The sequence below is a fragment of the Sulfurospirillum sp. 1307 genome (assembly GCF_054408545.1).
The window spans coordinates 221780-241637 of sequence record NZ_CP176011.1 but is presented as its reverse complement, the minus strand read 5'-3'; the positions used below and the strand labels follow the sequence as shown (position 1 = coordinate 241637).

Annotated in this window: 20 protein-coding genes; 9 read left to right on the top strand and 11 right to left on the bottom strand. The window is 30.3% G+C overall.

Annotation, left to right across the window (positions count from 1 at the left end; all coding sequences use genetic code 11):
* Positions 1 to 62: 62 nt before the first annotated feature.
* The 7 genes from ACKGJI_RS01300 to ACKGJI_RS01270 form a co-directional block, all read right to left on the bottom strand.
* On the bottom strand, positions 63 to 1628 hold the full coding sequence (locus ACKGJI_RS01300; protein WP_458699983.1) for an IS1634 family transposase: 1566 nt from the start codon (positions 1626 to 1628) through the stop codon (positions 63 to 65).
* 264 nt (positions 1629 to 1892) lie between these two features.
* Positions 1893 to 3617 (bottom strand): sensor histidine kinase, encoded by a 1725-nt coding sequence (locus ACKGJI_RS01295; protein WP_458700756.1) that lies wholly within the window; start codon positions 3615 to 3617, stop codon positions 1893 to 1895.
* A complete protein-coding gene (locus ACKGJI_RS01290; protein ID WP_458700755.1) occupies positions 3607 to 4296 on the bottom strand; it encodes a response regulator transcription factor in 690 nt (229 codons plus the stop codon). Before ACKGJI_RS01290 ends, ACKGJI_RS01295 begins: the two co-directional genes overlap by 11 nt.
* Before the next feature lie 20 nt (positions 4297 to 4316).
* Positions 4317 to 5471 carry a sensor histidine kinase gene (locus tag ACKGJI_RS01285; protein WP_458700754.1) on the bottom strand — a complete coding sequence of 385 codons (1155 nt, stop codon included), beginning with the start codon at positions 5469 to 5471 and terminating at the stop codon, positions 4317 to 4319.
* Positions 5464 to 6003 carry a response regulator transcription factor gene (locus ACKGJI_RS01280; protein ID WP_458701675.1) on the bottom strand — a complete coding sequence of 180 codons (540 nt, stop codon included), beginning with the start codon at positions 6001 to 6003 and terminating at the stop codon, positions 5464 to 5466. Before ACKGJI_RS01280 ends, ACKGJI_RS01285 begins: the two co-directional genes overlap by 8 nt.
* A 237-nt stretch (positions 6004 to 6240) precedes the next feature.
* Positions 6241 to 7164, bottom strand: a complete 924-nt coding sequence (locus ACKGJI_RS01275; RefSeq protein WP_458700753.1) for a cache domain-containing protein — start codon at positions 7162 to 7164, stop codon at positions 6241 to 6243.
* Between the two features lie 46 nt (positions 7165 to 7210).
* Positions 7211 to 8152: a c-type cytochrome gene (locus ACKGJI_RS01270; protein ID WP_458700752.1), complete on the bottom strand. Its 942-nt coding sequence runs from the start codon at positions 8150 to 8152 to the stop codon at positions 7211 to 7213.
* A gap of 141 nt (positions 8153 to 8293) precedes the next feature.
* Here ACKGJI_RS01270 and trxC point away from each other — a divergent pair, with 141 nt between their 5' ends.
* Entirely contained in the window at positions 8294 to 8716 is a 423-nt protein-coding gene (trxC, locus tag ACKGJI_RS01265; RefSeq protein ID WP_458700751.1) for a thioredoxin TrxC, read from the top strand.
* Positions 8717 to 8720: 4 nt separating this feature from the next.
* Here trxC and ACKGJI_RS01260 read toward each other — a convergent pair whose 3' ends face one another.
* The gene (locus tag ACKGJI_RS01260) at positions 8721 to 10139 is read right to left on the bottom strand and encodes an aldehyde dehydrogenase family protein (protein WP_458700750.1); all 1419 of its coding nucleotides are present in this window, start codon (positions 10137 to 10139) and stop codon (positions 8721 to 8723) included.
* Complete coding sequence (locus tag ACKGJI_RS01255; RefSeq protein WP_458700749.1) at positions 10136 to 10927, bottom strand: ABC transporter ATP-binding protein; 792 nt, start codon at positions 10925 to 10927, stop codon at positions 10136 to 10138. The genes ACKGJI_RS01260 and ACKGJI_RS01255 overlap by 4 nt, the downstream gene beginning before the upstream one ends.
* Positions 10928 to 11015: 88 nt before the next feature.
* On the opposite strand from ACKGJI_RS01255, the gene ACKGJI_RS01250 reads away from it, so the two are divergent.
* The 5 genes from ACKGJI_RS01250 to ACKGJI_RS01230 are packed head-to-tail and all read left to right on the top strand — an operon-like array spanning position 11016 to position 14826.
* Entirely contained in the window at positions 11016 to 11930 is a 915-nt protein-coding gene (locus ACKGJI_RS01250; RefSeq protein ID WP_458700748.1) for a branched-chain amino acid transaminase, read from the top strand.
* A gap of 49 nt (positions 11931 to 11979) precedes the next feature.
* Positions 11980 to 13062 carry a prohibitin family protein gene (locus ACKGJI_RS01245; RefSeq protein ID WP_458700747.1) on the top strand — a complete coding sequence of 361 codons (1083 nt, stop codon included), beginning with the start codon at positions 11980 to 11982 and terminating at the stop codon, positions 13060 to 13062.
* Positions 13059 to 13730 (top strand): bifunctional phosphoribosyl-AMP cyclohydrolase/phosphoribosyl-ATP diphosphatase HisIE, encoded by a 672-nt coding sequence (gene hisIE / locus ACKGJI_RS01240; RefSeq protein ID WP_458700746.1) that lies wholly within the window; start codon positions 13059 to 13061, stop codon positions 13728 to 13730. Before ACKGJI_RS01245 ends, hisIE begins: the two co-directional genes overlap by 4 nt.
* Positions 13731 to 13739: 9 nt before the next feature.
* A complete protein-coding gene (locus tag ACKGJI_RS01235; protein ID WP_458700745.1) occupies positions 13740 to 14273 on the top strand; it encodes a DUF2393 family protein in 534 nt (177 codons plus the stop codon).
* A 10-nt stretch (positions 14274 to 14283) separates the two neighbouring features.
* Positions 14284 to 14826: a DUF2393 family protein gene (locus ACKGJI_RS01230; protein WP_458700744.1), complete on the top strand. Its 543-nt coding sequence runs from the start codon at positions 14284 to 14286 to the stop codon at positions 14824 to 14826.
* Between the two features lies 1 nt (position 14827).
* Here the strand turns inward: ACKGJI_RS01230 and ACKGJI_RS01225 are convergent, their stop codons facing one another.
* Positions 14828 to 15169 (bottom strand): MerR family transcriptional regulator, encoded by a 342-nt coding sequence (locus tag ACKGJI_RS01225; RefSeq protein ID WP_458700743.1) that lies wholly within the window; start codon positions 15167 to 15169, stop codon positions 14828 to 14830.
* Positions 15170 to 15347: 178 nt separating this feature from the next.
* On the opposite strand from ACKGJI_RS01225, the gene proV reads away from it, so the two are divergent.
* Genes proV through proX form a run of 3 tightly spaced genes read left to right on the top strand, consistent with a single transcriptional unit; the run spans position 15348 to position 18488 of the window.
* Positions 15348 to 16529 (top strand): glycine betaine/L-proline ABC transporter ATP-binding protein ProV, encoded by a 1182-nt coding sequence (gene proV, locus ACKGJI_RS01220; RefSeq protein ID WP_458700742.1) that lies wholly within the window; start codon positions 15348 to 15350, stop codon positions 16527 to 16529.
* Positions 16522 to 17520 carry a glycine betaine/L-proline ABC transporter permease ProW gene (gene proW / locus ACKGJI_RS01215; protein ID WP_458700741.1) on the top strand — a complete coding sequence of 333 codons (999 nt, stop codon included), beginning with the start codon at positions 16522 to 16524 and terminating at the stop codon, positions 17518 to 17520. Before proV ends, proW begins: the two co-directional genes overlap by 8 nt.
* Positions 17517 to 18488: a glycine betaine/L-proline ABC transporter substrate-binding protein ProX gene (gene proX, locus ACKGJI_RS01210; RefSeq protein ID WP_458700740.1), complete on the top strand. Its 972-nt coding sequence runs from the start codon at positions 17517 to 17519 to the stop codon at positions 18486 to 18488. The genes proW and proX overlap by 4 nt, the downstream gene beginning before the upstream one ends.
* A gap of 31 nt (positions 18489 to 18519) precedes the next feature.
* Here the strand turns inward: proX and purF are convergent, their stop codons facing one another.
* Entirely contained in the window at positions 18520 to 19857 is a 1338-nt protein-coding gene (gene purF, locus ACKGJI_RS01205) for an amidophosphoribosyltransferase (RefSeq protein WP_458700739.1), read from the bottom strand.
* Position 19858 lies beyond the last annotated feature (1 nt).

The following is a 19858-nucleotide window of genomic DNA, read 5'->3' as shown; positions in this document are numbered from 1 at the left end:
TTACTACTTCGATTTTTCCATTATTGTTTTTTTCCTGAGTTTCTCATAGGACACCCAAATTTTCATTTGAGATAAATAGCATCATAAATTTTTTGTTGAATTTCATCCATTTGTAATGGTTCGATACCATATGGAGTTTTATAACCATACATTGTTTTAATATGATCAAATGTGAGTTTAAATTTTATATCAATATTAGATTGTTTGATTTTTCTTTCAAATTCTTTATATATTGCATAAGAAACAAATGATATTAGGATATGAGCTTTAATTCTTGTTTCTAGCCTGTGATATATAGGCCTAATTTTAAGATCAGTTTTAGATATTCTAAATGCTTTTTCTACATCATATTGATTAGCATAGTGTTCAATAACTTCATTTGCTTTAAGGTTAAAATCATTTGTAATAAATCCCTTAACACCATCTAGTTTTTCATCCTCAGATATTTTTGCTTGATTAAGTTTATATTTGATATCACATTTTTCATCTATATCAAGGTATTTTGCATAATATGATAATTTAAGATCACTTTTATTGATATTTTTAGATAGTTTGGCTTTAATCTTTTCAAGAGCTTTTTGTCTTGTATATTTATCCTTTTTAGCTCTTTTTGATGAATATGTTAGAATAAGTCTTTGTTTGGTATTTATAGTCTTTTTATCACTCTTATCTTTGTATTTTATTTTTTGATTTATTTCAATAGTATGAGTGACACCATCATTTAAAAAAGTTAAATTTGATATTTGCTCTTTTAAATCATTAGATATATTTTTAATTTTAGCTGCTATTATATATTTGTAGTTATTGTTTTCTAAATAAGCAATATTATCATTATTTAGCATTCCTCTATCAGCTACTACTATTGGTTTAGTTTTTATATTAAATTTCTTTTGAAAGTTTTGTAAGATATCTATTAGCGTATGCCCCTCATATTTATTACCCTCATACACTTCATAGGATAATGGATACCCTTGCAGTGTTGTAAACAATCCTAATTGTATCTGAGGACGTGCCAGTTTTCCTTCTTTACTAAATCCTATTCGCCTAAGATCATCTTCACTCTCAGACTCAAAGTATAGTGTTGTAACATCATAAAAAGTAACTGTGATAGTATCATTCATGATTTTCTTAGTATGTTCAAATATACACTTTTGGATTTTAAATTTTAAATCATCTTTGCAAATGGTATCCATAAATCTATAGATCTTATTTTTATCTATATTTTGCTTTTTATAAATATGATAGTAATCAATTAGATAGAGTTTACTTCCTGGATATAACAATCTTGATATTACTAAAGCTTTAAATAGTTCTAAGTCTTTAGTTTTTATAAATGAAATATTTTTACATCCAATATCTGAAAAAAGTTTTCCAAATATAAGTTCATCACCAATAACTCTAATATCTTTGTTTGTTAACTTATGTTTTTTCTCTTGATATTTAACAAAATCAAATAGATTTGGCTCTAGTTCTAATAATCTCTCATTGGCTTGTTTTAATAACTTTTCTATCTCATAATTATTTTTACTACAACCTATAGTTTCAACTACTTTATATTTACCTTTACTTTTAGAAATTATCTGAATACTAATACTACCACTTTTATTTTTTTTCTGACGAACAAACATAGTTAAATTGTATCAGCTTTTAGCTTGGGACACCCTAATTTAGGTTGATAAACATTTATAAACCCCTTAATTTAGGGAAATTGAAAATTAAGGTTTTAGAAGTGAGAAACTCAGGAGCTTGCTAGCATCGCAAATGCTGTTGATGCAAGACCTTTTCGCAAGAAATTTCTTCTTGAATTGTCTTTTGACATATTTACTCCTTTAGTAAATTGTTTTAAGAACTGTATCAAGAAAAAGGGGGAAACTAGGGAGAATGTAAAATATTTAAAAGGTTACAGTAAATATCGCTCCTATGTCAGAATTTACTACTTCGATTTTTCCATTATTGTTTTTTTCTATTATCGTTTTTGTCATATAAAGTCCGATACCTGTGCCACTTTTTGCATGCTTAGTACTAAAATAGGGCTCAAATACTTTATCTATAGGAAAGACTTTTATACCTCCTGCATTATCACTTATAGTAGTGATATGTTTGCCATTTTGAATAAAAGTTTTTATCTCTATTTTTGCATCTTCTATTTTTTTCTCTATTAAAACATCTTTTGCATTGCTTACTATGTTCAAAAATGCCTGAGCTATTTCATTTGGAAAGCCAAATATCTCAAAATCATCTTTTATCTCAATATCTAGTTTTATATCATTGTTTTTTAAAGATGCTTCTACTAGATTATCTACACGATTTATGATTACAGAAATTTTGTACTTTTCTTTTTGCTTTCCTGTTGAAAAAAAGTTTCTAAAGTCATCGATAGTTTTCGACATAAATACAATCTGTTTATTTGCCTCTTTTGCTTTAATTTCAAATTTTTCTTTCGTAAGCTTGTTTCTTTCAAAATAGAGTTGTAGATTTATAAGTATGGACGATAACTCAGTTAGTGGTTGTCTCCACTGATGAGCTATGTTTCCTATCATCTCGCCCATTGAAGCAAGCTTGCTTTGATGTGCTAAAATTCTCTCTTTTTCATTGGCTTCTCTCTCTTTTTTTAGCTTCAACTTTATCTGCTCTTCTACTTCTATTTTCAAGTTTTTATTTAAATTTTCAAGTTTCTTTTGACTTAATTTTAGTTTCTCATTTGATTCATCCAGCTCTTTTAAAATTATATCAAACCCATAGTTTATGATGATTGTCGTCACAAGTGCTAAAATCAACAGAGCAATCAAGCTCTGTAGTATTGCTTTTTTAATCGTTGCTTTCCAGTGCATGATGTCTTGCAAAAAAACTATTTTAAAATTATTTTGCTCATTTATACCTATCCCCTTTATGATATATGGAAGAAAGATACCATCTTTTATCTTCACTTCTTTGTGACTTATTATATTTTGGTTTTTAACTAAATCTGTTATAGAATCATCTTTTTTTAACATAAAAAGTATCTTTTTATTATTTTCAGGAATTATATATGCATATATATCCATCAACTTTCTTATCTCTGACAAAAAGTATTTTGGATTAATCGTAAAAACTAAATAACCTATGATGTTTGATTTGTCATCTCTAGCTTCTGCTATTGCATGGTAATCAAAAGAATTTTTATTTAACCAAAAACCATCATATGATTTTTTTGAAGTTTTAAAATATTGAAGTTTTTTTTCTGGTTTTTTACCAAAATATGTCAAAAGATTTCCTCTATCATCATAAAAACTAAAAGATTTTAAATATTTGTTTTCTTTAGTTATAATTTCCCATCTAGGACGGCTGAGTTCATAAAGTGATTTTGCATCTTTGTTTTTAAAACCATCTTTTATACCAAAAGAATTGATATTAGCATATCCTCTTGCAATGTAAAACTTTTTCACCTTTTTAAGGGTTTCATTATATACCAGTTTCACTTTTTTAAACTCAGAATCTTGAGCACTTTTAGCAAAATCTTTTATATCTAAATATCTAACAAAGAAAAAGATTATGGAAAGTATCAAATATAACGCTAAAACCAAAGTAATAGTCTTAGCTTTAACAGAAAAAAGTTTGTTTATTTGTTTATATTTCAAACATATATCCTATGCCATAAGTGTTTTTAATACACTCTTTACCTATCTTTCTTCTAAGCTCTTTTATTAAAGATTTTATGGCTTCTTTACTAGGTTGTTCAAACTCCCATATATAATCATATATCTCGTTAAAAGTCACAGTTTGATTTACTCTTTTTATAAAGTATTCCAAAAGTCTACTCTCACTTTTTGATAGTTGTATATTTTTAGTCCCCCAACAAGCTACTTTTGTACAAGGATTATAAGTACATCCATCTTTTAACTTTATATCAAGATTATTGTCCACTAACTCTAATGCTGTATCTTCCAATGCGTTTATAAGTGTATCTTTATCGTATGGCTTTGTCAGATATTTTGTGATTTTAAGTTCAACCGCTCTCCACAGATACTCCTGTTCGGTATGAGCTGAAAGTATAAGTATTGGTATTTTTTTATCTTTTTCTCTGATATTCTTAATAGCTTCTAATCCATCGATGTTAGGCATACAAATATCAAACATCAAAACATCATAACTGCTCAGGACCATCTCCTCTAATGCTTCTTTCCCATCACTAACAGAAACAACTTTTTCAAAAAAAAGTTCTAAAATTTCCACCACATTTTTACGAATACCTTCTTCATCTTCCGCATAAAGTACTTTTTTATCAGACAATATATCTAAAATATTATATCTATCCATCATTTATCCTCGTATTTTTATTATAATACACTAATAAAACTGAATGTAAAAACTGAACCTTTAGATAAGCTAGATTCCACATCTACATGTACACCATTTTTATCGCATATATTTTTTACGATGCTAAGACCAATCCCAAAGCCTCCACTTATCTTGTCTCCTCTGTAGTATCTATCAAAGATTTTGTTTGTATCTTCTATACCTTTACCCTCATCTTTGATTTTTAACATGATTTTATCATCACATTTTTGTAGAGTTATCTCTATTTTTGTTTTGTTTTTTGAGTACTTGATAGCGTTTGAGATAGTGTTATCTATGATTCTTGAGAGTTCAAGGTTTGAGAAGTTTACTTCTAAATCATCTTCTATATTTTGTATGACTTTTATCTCTTTTGAGTTTAACAAATCCATAAAAAACTCTACTCTCTCTTTTGTAAATTTTGATATATCTATAGACTCTTTTGGATGTTCAACTCTGTTTTTTCTTACAAAAAACTCCAAATCTTCATAAACAACAACCATATTTTTCAAAGCTGATTTTGCTCTTTTTATCATCTTGTTGTTTTCGTATATGCTATCTAATCCATCAAGATTGAGTAAAATCACGCCTATTGGGGTTTTGAGTTCATGCATAGCATCTTTTATAAAGTTTTCTAGGTACTGATTAAACTTTTTATATGGCTCTAAACTTTGCTTTATGATAAAAAAACTAGCTAAAAATACTAAAAAAGCGATGACTATCAAAATAGCCAATACATTTTGAATCATTTTTGCATGAGTAATTTTTTTTGAGACTACTAAATATCTAGCATCAAACACATTGTCTTTTAGCTTTATCTTTAAAAATCTTTTTGAATTTAATATGAAAGAGTTTTTATTTGACAATTCAATCTTTTCTTCAAGTAACGAAAATATTTCATCTCCATTTTTATCATAAATTGCACTTTTAAAGGTGTTTGAGCGAGGAAAATAAAACTCTTTATCATTTGAATTTGAAAATCTATAAATCTTATACGCTACTTTTTGTGCATATAGTTGCAACTCAGCACTATCTTTAAAAGCACTATTTTCAAGCTCACTCTCTATATAAAAATGTAGAGGAATAGATACTATCAAAATCAATATAACTGCTTGTGCTAAGATATACTTGATACCTATAAAGTTTTTTTCAACCAATTTTGTATCCAACTAGCTTTTTGTTTTTTATAAAGTCTTTATCACACTTTTGACGTACTCTTTTAACACACATCCTTATATCTGCATAGCTTATGTCTTTGCCCTCCCAAACTACATTTTGCAAAGTATCTAAAGATATATAGTATCCATTGTTTTGAACTAGATACGAAACTAACTCTATTTCTGTAGTGCTTAATTCTATGGTTTGATTAGATTTAAAAAGAGTTTTTGTTTTGATATCATAACTATAAACTTCATCAATTTTTATCAAATCTTCACTACTTTTAAAATTGTGAGTTTTGATGATATAATCTACTCTATATTTTAACTCTTTGAGCTCAAAAGGTTTACGAAGATAATCACTACAACCAAGCTCATACCCAAGACTTAGATTTTGAATGTCAGTTAAAGAAGTTAGCATAATCACTGGAGTTTGCACACCGTTTGCTCTAATGTCTTTGAGAATCTCATATCCATCCATGCTTGGAACTCTTATATCTAAAAGCAACAGTGCATAAGTGTTAGAATAAATTGCATCAAGTGCCTATGCTCCATCATCATAATCATCTACTTCATAACCATTTGCTTCTAAAAAATCTTGAATAGTTACTTTGTATAGATAGTCATCTTCCAATAGTAAGATTTTCATTTAATTATCCCCTTTATCAAGAAATAATTCTTGATAAATTCCTCGCGACTCTTGTGAAGTGAAGCGGTTGCATAGCAATCACTCTCTTTGAGAAAGCACGAAGTAAAACTTCTGCATATTTCATTTTATTACCACTTTTCTTCTTTTTTGATTGAACTCATAACTACTGTTTTCATGTTCTATATCAACTCTAGGATAAGTATAAGCCTCATTTTGTTTGGCATCCATACAAAGAACTATAAAACCAACATCTTGAATCCCCACGCTAAGCATAGGAACAAAGACGACAATCTTACCATCGATTTCATAGTAAAATTTATCTTTTTTAAAAATGTACATATTGTTTTTTAGTTTTTGATACAACTCTTTTGAATACTCTTTTTCAGTTATAAAATACCTATCTATCTTTTGATTGTTTTTTAAATAAACAGCTATATTTATAAACTTTTTATCAAGCAGAGGCAACATCTTTAAGTTAAACTTTTTAAGCCTCTTTTCTACATTTTTAAAATCCATAATTATCTCTATTGAGCCTATAAAGTTTTGCTTTTCATCTAAAATTGGAGAAATTGCCTTGATATTCAACCTTTTTCCAAGCTCAATGGAAACTAAAGATTTTTTTGTTTTTTTAACTTCAACAAGTCCTTTTCTAAAACCACTCAGCTCTAAACCAAGATAATCACTCTTATCCCAGTTTCTTGCAAATGCTCTTAAATCTTTGGTGTGAACTTGTATGTCTATATTGTCAATACCAGTTGAATTTTTTATATCTTTTAAAAACTTATCAATTTCAGCTAGTGCCATTTTTTGGTTATTTACATGTAAAGCTTTTTTGATTGTTTGATTTTTAGAAATAAAAAGTGAAAGTGAAAGTGCATACTGCTTTTCAAAGTTAAGATTGTCATTTAAAATATCTATATTTTTGGATATATAAGCATCAACTTTTTCATCTTCGAAGACACCTCTGTAGCGATTGTAAAAGACAAAAAGTATGAGTAGTATGGTGCTAAAAGCAACTATGGCTAAAAAATATATTTTTTTCATAACACATTATACCAAAGGGGAGTAAAATCCCCTTTGATTTTGTAGATTATTTAATTTTTTTATCGCCTCTGATAACATCTATATCTAATCCCAACGCTTTAAAGTTACTTCTAACAGAGTGTTTCTCTTTTAAAACATTAGAGTTATAGTAACCCATTTGCTCTTTTGGAAGTAATCCTTTTGCGAGATCAAAATCAGCTCTTTCTTGTGCATTTACAAAAAGCATAACATCTGCAGCTTCTTGATCACTAAGACTTCCACCTTGTCCTAAAGGCATTTTCAGTTTAACCCAAGCAGCACCTTTATCAAGTTTACTCATACCAGCTCCTGTGTTATAAGCTAACCATTCACCTTTTGCATTTCTACCCCAAAGTGGAGGGAATGAGCCCATACCTTGACCTTTTTGCCCATGACACATAGCACATTTTGTTGCATATACTTTTTGACCATTTACATAATTTGCATGAGTTGCTTTTTTTTGTATTGGTTTAAAATGTTTTATTCCTGCTGGCCATAGCTTTGCATTTGTTGGTCCCCAAGGCCCTTTTCTATCCATCTTCACAGGCTTACCTTCTGATAACCAAGTGATATATGCCGCAATCGCAATAGAAGCTTTAGAATCTATAATCAACCTTTTTCCATTCATACTTCTCATAAAACAGTTATTTGATCTATCCTGTAAAGTTTGAACAGATTTTTCTCTTTTTGACCACGCCGGAAAAGCTGTACCTGTATCTAGCCAGGAAGTAAGACCATCAGCAGTTCCAGGTTTTCCATCTTCTCCTTTTAAGTGACAATTTGCACAGTTTAGTTTGTTACCTACAAAATCTTTTGTAAGAGGATGAGTATCTGTATGTAAAGCAATTTGCTCACCTAATTTAACCATCTCTCCAACTGGACCTTCTGGATACTCTTTTGGTGCAGCGCCCGCATAAAGGTAACTAATACCAAATAAACCGATTGTGATTACCTTAAGTAATTTCTTCATCATTTCTCCTTTTTTAGATATATGATAAAATTTTATACTTTTCGTGTAACTCAAAAATAACAATGCTAGTTTAGTAGCAAAAATAAAAATATCATTTGTGGTATAATTAAAGGGCACCTCTAAAAACTAAGGAGAAATTTTATGAAAGTAGTTTGTCCACATTGTTTACAAGTAAATAATGTACCTAAAAAAGATAGCTACAAAAAAGCAAATTGTGGTAACTGTAAAAACTCATTACTAGAAAATAAAATCATAACAGCAAATGCTTCAAATATTGATAAGATTATAGATAATTCAGAACTTCCTGTTATCATTGATTTTTGGGCTCCGTGGTGTGGTCCTTGTAAAATGTTTGCACCTGTTTTTGGAGCAGTAGCAACACAGTTTCCACTAAAAGCACTTTTTATAAAAGTAAATACTCAAGATGAACAATTTTTAGCTTCAAGATTTAAGATAAGAAGCATTCCTACTCTAGCAGTTTATAAAGATGCTAAAGAAGTTCATAGGATGAGTGGAGCTATGAATGAAGAACAATTTACACAATTTGTTAAAGAGTTTATATAACTCTTTAACAAATAACAACTGATTTTATTTGAGTATACTCTTCTTCAAGAGCATATTTAGGTCCCTCTTTTCCAATTCCACTTTGTTTAAATCCGCCATATGGCTGTATGTCAAAACGCAAAGTTGGGATGTCATTTACTACAACTCCTCCAGCATCTAACTCTTCAATTGCTCGTTTACATGTAGATAAGTCATTTGAAAAAATTGAGTGCTGAAGCCCGTAAGGTGAATCATTCATCTTATCTCTTGCTTCTTCATAATCTTTTACTTTTACCAAAGATACTATTGGAGCAAATACTTCTTGGCAAACTATATTCATATTTTCAGTAACATTTGTCATAATTGTTGGAGAAAAAAGTAAATCCTTGCATGAACCACCAAAAAACATAGTTGCACCTTCGTCTTTTGCATTTTGTATCCAGCTTTTTGCTTTATCTACTGCATTTTGATTTACCATAGGCCCGATAAATGTTTCTTCATCATATGGACTTCCAACTTTAAGTTTTTTTGTTTCTTCCATTAGAGCTTTAGCAAACTCATCATAAATATCAGCATGAACATAAATCCTTTGAAGTGAAATACAAACTTGACCAGAATTTATAAATGCTCCTAAAGCACACTTTGAAGCCGCTAGGTTTATATCACTTTGTTTGTCTATGTAAGTTCCTGCATTTCCTCCAAGCTCTAATGCAATTTTTTTAATTCCTGCTTTACTTGTTATCTCTCTTCCAACTGGCACACTTCCTGTAAAGCTTATAACTCTTGGAATTTGACTTTTTACTAAAGTATCATTTACACCCTCTCCACTATAAACTACACTTAAAGCATCGGGGGTTGCAAATTCACTCTCTATAAAAAGTTTCGCAAATTTAAAAGCAGTTAATGGAGCTTGGCTTGTAGGTTTTAACACAACACTATTTCCAGCTACCAAGGCTGGAGCGATTTTGTGGGCTACTAGATTTAGAGGAAAATTAAATGGAGTTATAGCAAGTACAACTCCAACAGGTACTCTTTTATAAAACGCTAAAGTCTCTTTACCACTTGGCATTGCAGTGGTATCAAATGTCTCTCCATGCAAATTCATCATAGCATTTGCTGAAAGTTTTATAGTTTCGATGGCTCTATCTACTTCCACTCTTGAAAACTTAATAGGTTTTCCAACCTCATCAGTTATAGTCTTAGCCATATCTTCTTTGTTAACCTCTAGTTTTTTGGCAACATCTAAAAGCCAATTTACTCTTACATGTAAAGGAGTTTTTTTAGAGTTTTCAAAACTTTTTCTAGCTATTTTTAGAGCATCAAGAGCATCATTACTAGAACAAACTGCCACTTTAGAAACTACTCTCTTATCATATGGACTAAGTACATCTTTGTACTCATTTGATTGTTTACATGTAGAGCCCAAATAAATACTTGCTTTCATTCTCTTGCCTCCTGTATATAGTATCTGTGATTATTTTGATTTATCTTCAAATTTGCTTGAAAAATTGTAGATAAATCTTCATCATTTAATATCTCTTCTTTTAAACCTGTTTTATATATTGTACCATTATAAACTAGTGCTACTTTTGAAATCTCTTCAAAAATCTCTTCAATATGATGAGTTACTAAAATGATTGAACTTTGTTTTGATAATTTTTGCAAAATTTTTATAAATTTAATTTGTGCTTTTATATCAAGCCCAACAGTAGGCTCATCCAACATAAAAGCTTTAGGATTATGAATAAGAGCTCTAGCTATGATACATCTTCTAAGCTCACCAGTTGACATAGTATCAAGTCTTTTATCTCTAAGATATGAAATCTCCAAAAAATCTAAAGATTCTTCTACTTTTTTGTGTTGTTCACTTGTAAAATCTTGATGTTTAAAAATTCCAAATGTAGAGTAAAAACCACTTTGTACTACTTCATATCCTGTTAAAAATGGTAACTTAAATTGAAAATAGTTGTGCAAATCGTTGCTTATAACTCCTAGTTTATGCCTTAATTCAAATAGTGAATATCTTTTTTGTCCAAATAACTCTTTGGTTGAATTTTCATCATATCGTGGGTGTATTTCAGATTGTATTAGCTTCATCAAAGTAGATTTACCAGAACCATTTGCTCCTAATATAGCCCAGTTTTCACCCTCTTTGATAGTTAGATTTACATCTTTTAAAATGATATTTTCATCATATCCCACATTGATGTTTTTTAACTTTATGATATTCACATATGCCTCCAGTTATTATAAAAAAAGCTATTTTAAATAAAATTTTGCTAATATTATACTCATTTATAAATAAAAAGGTAGATACACAATGGAAAAAGCTAAATATATCTGGATGGATGGCGAGTTAGTAGCTTGGGATGAAGCTAAGATACATATTTTAACTCATACTTTACATTATGGTAATGGAGTGTTTGAAGGAACAAGAGCATATATGACAGAAGATGGTTTGGCTATATTTAAGCTAAGAGAGCATACAAAAAGACTTTTAAACTCTGCAAAAATTACAAGAATTAAACCAACTTTTTCATTAGAAGAGTTAGAAAATGCTCAAATTGAACTACTTAGAGCAAATGATTTTAAATCAAATGTATATCTAAGACCTCTTATCTATCTTGGATATGGTATTATGGGACTTTACCATGTAAATGCACCTGTTAAAACTTCTATTGCTGCTTGGGAATGGGGAAGTTACCTTGGAGAAGAAGGGCTTGAAAAAGGAATTAGAGTTAAAATCTCATCTTTTACTAGAAACCCTGTAAGCTCAACCATGGGAAAAGCAAAAGCAGCTGCAAATTACTTAAACTCTCAAATGGCAAAATATGAAGCCATGGATGCTGGATATGAAGAAGCTTTACTTTTAGATGATGAAGGTTTTATCGCTGAGGGTAGTGGTGAGTGCTTTTTTATCGTAAGAAATGGAGTTTTAATTTCACCTCCAAATGATACATCACTAGAGAGTATCACTCAAGGAATGGTTTTAGAACTTGCTCGTGAAGCTGGAATTCCAATCGAGAGAAGAAGAGTAACTAGAGATGAAGTTTACATTGCTGATGAAGCATTTTTCACAGGAACTGCTGCTGAAGTTACTCCAATAAGAGATATTGATAATTATGTGATTGGTGATGGCAAACGAGGAGAAATAACAGCTAAATTACAAGCTGCATACTTTGATGTTGTTTATGGAAGAAACCCTAAATATAAGCACTTATTGACTTATATTTAGATTGTGTTTATAAAGTTACGATAGAATAAAACAAAAAACAAGGAAAGAAATGCCCGCAGATTTAAATGACTATTTTAATAAAAAAAATGGTAATAGTGGTGGAGACGATGGTGGAAATAGAGGCCCAAATAGAAATATAGAGCCTCCTCAATTCCTAAAAGATTTTAGTAAAAAAGCTGGTTTTTTATATGTACTAATAGGTATAGTAGTATTGCTTGTTATTGCAAAACCTTTTGTAGTTATAAATTCTGGTGAAGTAGGTATCAAAGCAACTGCAGGTAAGTTTGAGCCAATTCCTATGAATCCTGGATTTCATCTGTTTATACCTTTTCTTCAAAAGATTTTTGTAGTTGATACAAAAGTTAGAATTATGAATTATACTTCTGGAGAAGATATTGAAATCTCTAGAAGAGGAACTGGTATAAAAAATAAAAATGCAATTTCAGTTTTGGATGCAAGAGGACTTCCTGTTTCAATTGACCTTACTGTTCAGTACAAACTATCTCCTTCAACAGCTCCACAAACTATTGCTACTTGGGGACTTGCTTGGGAAGATAAAATCATAAATCCAGTGGTAAGAGATATAGCTAGAAATGTTGTAGGTCAATACACAGCTGAAGAATTACCTGTAAAAAGAAATGAAATAGCGGCTAAGATAGACCAAGGTATAAGAACAAATATAGATGCACAGCCTGGTCAGCCAGTTGAGCTTCTTACAGTTCAACTAAGAAACATTATACTACCTCAAAAGATAAAAGATCAAATCGAAAGAGTTCAAATCGCAAAACAAGAGGCTGAGAGAACAAAGTATGAAGTTGAGCGTGCTAACCAAGAAGCTAAAAAAGCGGCAGCTTTAGCAACAGGTAAAGCAAATGCTAGAAAAATTGAAGCTCAAGGTCAAGCTGATGCTGTTAAGATTGAAGCTGATGCAAATGCGTACGCAAATATGGAAATTGCAAAAAGTATAACTCCAAACCTATTGAAACTTCGTCAAATCGAAGTTCAAGGAAAATTCAACGAAGCTCTTAAAACAAATAAAGATGCTAAGATTTTCTTAACTCCTGGTGGTGCTGTTCCTAATATCTGGGTTGATACCAAAAATACACAAAAAGCAACTTCAGTAGCAAAATGATAGAAAAAATTGACTGGTCAAAACAAGAGTTGATTCCTGCGGTGGTGCAGGATTCAACTACTAATGAAGTATTGATGTTAGCTTATATGAATAAAGAAGCATTAGAGTTAACTTGTAAAACAAACCTTGCTCATTATTACTCAAGAAGTAGACAAAAGCTTTGGAAAAAGGGTGAGAGTAGTGGAAATCTACAAAAAGTAAAAGAGATATATCTTGATTGTGATTTAGATACTATTTTGCTAAAAGTAGAGCAAGTAGGTGGGGTTGCGTGTCATACGGGACGAAAATCATGCTTTTTTAATAGAGTAGATAAAGATGAAGCCCCAAGCAAAATACTTCAAGATATAGATTATTCAATAAGTGATAAACTATATCATGTGTTGCAAGATAGGAAACTAGCAGATCCAAAAACTTCATATGTTGCTAGTTTATTTAAAAAAGGTGAAAATACAATCCTAAAAAAAGTTGTTGAAGAAGCTGGAGAATTTAGCTTTGCTATAAAAGATGATGATAAAAAAGAGATTGTTTACGAAGCTGCTGACTTAGCTTTTCATACTTTAGTAGCACTTGCATATAAAGATATAAACCCTGATTTAATAAAACAAGAATTGCAAAGAAGATTTGGATTAAGTGGGATAGAAGAGAAAAACTCTAGAAAAGACAAATAAGGCAAATTAATGAGCATAGAAGCTTTAAAAGTTTCAATTATGAATTATGTAAGTCATTTTACTATTTATGATTATGTTGCTTATGCATGGCTTATCCTTCTTTTTTTTATTATGATTTTACTAGCAACTGTGCTAAGTAAAAAATCTCAAATTATTTCACTTTTCTTTTTGTTTGTCTCTTTAGGACTTTTATTTGCTGGTCCTTTTGTACTTAAAAATTATCTAGATAAAGCACTAAGGCAAACAAAAGTAGAAACAACATTGGTTAAAAAATTAAATTTTTCAAATACCTTGATAGTCCAAGGGAACATAATAAATCTTTCCAAAAGAAAACTTTCAATTTGTTCTTTACACGTAGATGTTGTGAGAAATGGAAAAAATTCGCTACAAGAGTTCGTAAATAAGCTAAAACCAATCCGTAAAAGGACGATGATACTTGATAGGAGTTTGGATATAAATGATTCTATTGATTTTAGAGTCGTTTTTGAAAACTTCTTTAATGAAAAAGATTTTAATGTATCTATAGAATCTAGTTGTTATTAAAGGCTGAAATATGACATATTTTACAATTTTACATTGGATTACTCTACTTATTCTTTTTATCATTTTTATCATTTTTAATATAATCGCATTAAAACAAACAAATAAAAAAATACTTGTTTCAATGATATTTTCAAATTTTTTAGTTATAAGTATGCTTGCTGTATTTTCAATGTTTGTACTTGATAAGTATACAAAAATTGCAAGATTAGAAAATGTATCTCAAAAAAGAGTACTTATGAATGAGTCTTTTGCTATAACAGGACAAATAAGAAATATCGGAAGATTTGATATAGGTCAGTGTAAATTAGAAGTAAAATTAGTAAACAACGCAATTACAAATTCTCAACTAGGAGGCTCTAATGTTTTTAAACCAACTAGTGGTCTTAGCGAATTATTTGGTAGAAAAACCAATCAAAAGCCATCAACTGTAATTAAAGAGTTTGTTATAGCAAAAAATTTCAAAAGCGGAGAGCTTAGAAATTTCACGGTTATGATGAGATATCCAGCATATTTTGAAAAAACATCTTTATTTTACAAACTTTATTGTCATTAGACTACATAACTTCTATATCTTTAACATCTCTACTTGATATTTTTTCCATCTCTAATTCAACCATATTAATAAACTCTTGCCTACTATCTTCACTCATATTTTTATTAAGCATATCTAAAATATATCTTATACCGTTTGCATTTATTTTTTTAACACTTGCTAAATAGTGTACAAATGCTATGAGTTTTACATCATTTATAGAATATAGCTTTTTTACTTGAGCATTCTCAGTAGGCAATAGCCCCTTTTCCTCATACATTTTAAGTGTTCTAACTTTTGCTCTTAAAAGTTCTGCTATACTGCTTAATGGTAATATATTTTTATCATTATCTAAAAGTGCCATTATAATCCTTTTATAATATTTTAACATAAATTAAGTTTAATTTATATTTTATACAGTATAATTGAAAATATTAGCATAATAAATGTAAAAAAATAACTTTTTTATTGTATTAATTAAACATTTTTTTTGCTACTAAAGAAGATAAAAGGAGAAAAGAATCGATTCAAAAGAGATAAAATTGACTGTCAAAAATATCTATAAAGTATTCGGAAACAATCCTAAGCTGGCAATGAAACTTCTAAAAAGCGGAGAAAACAAAGATTCAATTTTCAAAAAAACTGGTATGACAATAGGAGTTCAAGATGCTAGTTTTGAAGTTTATAAAGGTGAAATTTTTGTTATTATGGGACTTTCAGGTTCTGGTAAATCGACAATGGTTAGATTATTAAACAGATTGATTGAGCCAACTTCGGGGGAAATTTATATAGATGATACTAATGTAACTAATCTTAGCGATAAAGAGTTAATAGACATAAGAAGAAATAAAATTTCAATGGTTTTTCAATCATTTGCTCTTATGCCTCATTTAAACATTATAGACAATGTTGCATTTGGCTTAGAATTAAGTGGTGTAAAAAAAGAAATTAGGCATGAAAAAGCAATGGAAGCACTAAAACAAGTAGGATTAGAAAACTACCCTTTTATGTATCCAGATGAACTAAGTGGCGGTATGCAACAAAGAGTAGGATTAGCAAGAGCTTTAGCAAATGACCCTGATATACTACTAATGGATGAAGCTTTTTCAGCACTTGATCCACTAATAAGAACAGAAATGCAAGATGAACTACTAGAGCTTCAAGAAAAACATGAAAGAACTATTGTATTTATTTCTCATGACCTAGATGAAGCAATAAGAATAGGCGATAGAATTGCCATAATGGAAAATGCAAACATTGCTCAAATAGGAACCCCTGAAGAAATTTTAAGCAATCCTGCAAATGATTATGTAAAATCTTTTTTTAAAGGTGTAAATATTACCAATGTTCTAAGCGCTTGCCATATCGCAAGAAAAACCAACCTAACAATTGTAAAAAAAGATGGTAGTGGACTAAAAGCTGCAATAAGATATATAAGTGACTATGATAGAGATTTTGCATATTTTATAGACAAAAGCAATAGATATTTGGGATTAATTACTCTTGCATCACTTAAGAAACAAGAAAAGATAGGTGGAAATATATTTGATGCTATCATTAAACAAGAAAGTATACTTGATTCGACTCCTATAAGTGAAATCATATCCTTAGTCTCAAAATCAAAATATCCTGTAGCTGTTGTAAATGAAAATGGTAAATATGTGGGTTCTATATCAAAAAGTATACTTCTTGAAGCATTTGATGAAGGAGTAGATTATGAGTAGTAATCCATGGGGAGTAACTGCTGAGACTAATTCAACAATGAATTGGGATACAAATACAGTAGAAGTTGCTAAGCATTTTGATTTTTCTCATCCTTTTGATAATTATGTAGTTCCATTTGGGCACTGGGTAGATGTATCTCTTTCATGGGTGGTTGATCACTTTAGAAATTTTTTCCAATATTCTAAAGCGCCAATTGAAGCTACACTTTTAGGAATTCAAAATTTTTTATTACATCTCTCACCAATTGTAGTAATTTTATTTTTTACTCTTCTAGCATGGCAGATATCTTCAAAAAAAATGGCAATAGGAACTTGTTTATCACTACTAGTAATAGGTTTTATTGGTGCTTGGGATGAATCTATGATTACTTTAGCACTTGTTTTAACTTCTGTTATATTTTCAACATTGCTTGGTCTGCCCTTGGGAATTCTAAGTGCAAAATATGACAAATTTGATAGTATTATACGACCTATTTTAGATGGAATGCAAACAACTCCTGCATTTGTTTATCTAATCCCAATTGTCATGCTATTTGGTATTGGAAATGTTCCAGGAGTTATAGTAACTATTATCTTTGCACTTCCTCCTCTTATAAGGCTTACAAATCTAGGGATAAGACAAGTACCAGAAGACTTAATAGAAGCTTCAAGATCATTTGGCGCAAGTAGTACACAAATGCTCTTAAAAGTTCAACTCCCAGTAGCAATGCCTACAATAATGGCTGGAATCAATCAAACACTGATGTTATCACTCTCAATGGTTGTAATTGCTTCTATGATTGCAGTTGGAGGACTTGGACAAATGGTTTTAAGGGGAATAGGAAGACTAGATATTGGCCTTGCTGCCGTTGGTGGTTTAGGAATTGTGATTTTAGCAATAGTTCTAGATAGATTAACCCAACAGATGGGTAAAAAAGATAAAAATGACAAATCAAAGTGGTATGAAAAAGGGCCAATTGGATTAATCTTAAAATTAAGGAGAATTAAATGAAAAAGATTATGTTAGGGCTAATCCCTATGTTATTAGCAGGAAGCTTATTTGCTGGTGGAAAAGTTATACCACTTAAAAGCTCAATAGCTGAAGAAAGTTTTCAAACTTATATAGTAAATGAAGCTTTAAAAGAGTTAGGTTATCAAGTAGAACCCATAAAAGAAGTTGCTTATGCAGTAGCATATCAAACTATGGCACAAAATAGCGATAGTGATGATGTATATTTTTTAGCAACTAACTGGGATCCATTACATGAGTCAATGTATCAAAAAGTTGGTGGAGATAAAAAACTTTTTAGAAAAGGTGTATTTGTAGAAAACTGTGCTCAAGGATACTTGATAGATAAAAAAACTGCAGATAAATACAATATCAAATATATTAATGATTTAAAAGATCCAAAAATCGCAAAGTTATTTGATGCAAATGGAGATGGAAAAGCAGATCTTGCTGGATGTAACCCTGGCTGGGGATGTGAAAAAGTTATCGAATATCAATTAGACAAATATAACCTAAGAGGAACTGTAACTCACAATCAAGGTGAATACTCAGCTATTATTGCTGATACTATAGCAAGATACAAAAAGGGAGAACCAATTTTATACTATACTTGGACTCCTTATTGGGTAAGTGGAGTTTTAGTACCAGGTAAAGATACAACTTGGTTACAAGTAACCCACTCAGCAAATCCAAATACAAAAAGTACAAAATTACCAAATGGTATGGATTTTGGATTTAATGTAAACAATCAAAGAATAGTTGCAAACAAAAGTGTAGTGAGAAAACACCCAGACATTGCTAAACTTTTTTCTATTATGAAATTAAGTGTAAATGATATAAGTGGCGAAAATATGCTAGTAGCAAATGGTCAAAACAAAGATTCAGATATGAAAAAACATGCAAAAATGTGGATTTCTCAAAATAGAGCAACTTTTGATAAGTGGTTAAAAGAAGCAAAAGCAGCTAAATAGATAATTTGAAAAGATGGGTTAAAAACCCATCTTATTTTATAAAATAATTCCCATCAAAACTAACTAAAGAGTAGTTAGTATCATCTCCCAAACTTTTTTTCAATGCTTCGATACTCAAAAAGCTCAATGAATCAGCCCCTATATACTCTCTTATCTCTTCAACGCTTTTATTTGCACTAATTAACTCTTTATAACTTGGCGTATCAATTCCATATTTACAAGGGTGTTCTATAGTAGGAGAAGCTATACGCATGTGAACTTCACTAACTCCAGCTTCTTTTAGAATTCTAACGATTCTTTTTGCTGTTGTTCCTCTTACTATACTATCATCAATAACAACGATTTTTTTACCTTTAAGCAAAGAAGGAATAGGAGAAAGTTTTAACTTAACTTTCATATCTCTTCTTTCTTGAGTTGGTTCAATAAAAGTTCTTCCTACATAATGATTTCTTACTATTCCCATCTCAAAAGGTATCCCACTCTCTTTAGAGTATCCTAATGCTGCACTTACGCCACTATCAGGAACTGGGATAACCAAATCAGCATCAACTTTTGATTCTCTTGCTAATTCCCTTCCCATCTCTTGTCTAATTGCATAAACGTTTTTACCTTCTATATCACTATCAGGTCTTGCAAAATAAATATATTCAAATGCACAAATATGAGGATCTGGTTCAAAAAGTTGAATACTTTTATACTCATCACTTCCTCTTTCAAAAATCATCATTTCTCCAGGACGAACATCTCTTATAAACTCTGCACCTACCAAATCAAATGCACAAGTTTCACTAGCTACGATATACCCTCCATCAGGCAATTTACCAAGAGAAAGAGGTCTAACACCATATCTATCTCTAATCGCAAATAGTTTTGTTCTACTTTGAATACAAAGACAATATGCGCCTTTTATAACATTAAGAGCTTCTACAATTCTATCTTGTAAATGCTCTTTATGACTTCTTGCTATTAGATGAATAATATTTTCAGTATCCATTGATGATTGAAATATAGCACCCTCTTCAATCAAAGCATTTCTAACTTCATTTTTATTTACTAAGTTTCCATTGTGAACGATAGATATCTCACCAAGCTTATAATTAGCAAAAACAGGTTGTGCATCAAGAACTGATTCACTTCCTGCAGTTGAATACCTATTATGGCCTATTGCCATATCTCCCACCAAAGAACTCAGAGTCGGTTCGTCAAAAACTTCAGTAACCAAACCTCTTTTTTTAACTTTTTTTATATGTTTACCATCACTTACACTAATACCAGTTGCTTCTTGTCCACGATGTTGCATCGCAAATAAAGAATAATAAGCAATTCTAGAAGCTCCAGAGTTTCCAACTACACCGACTATTGCACACATT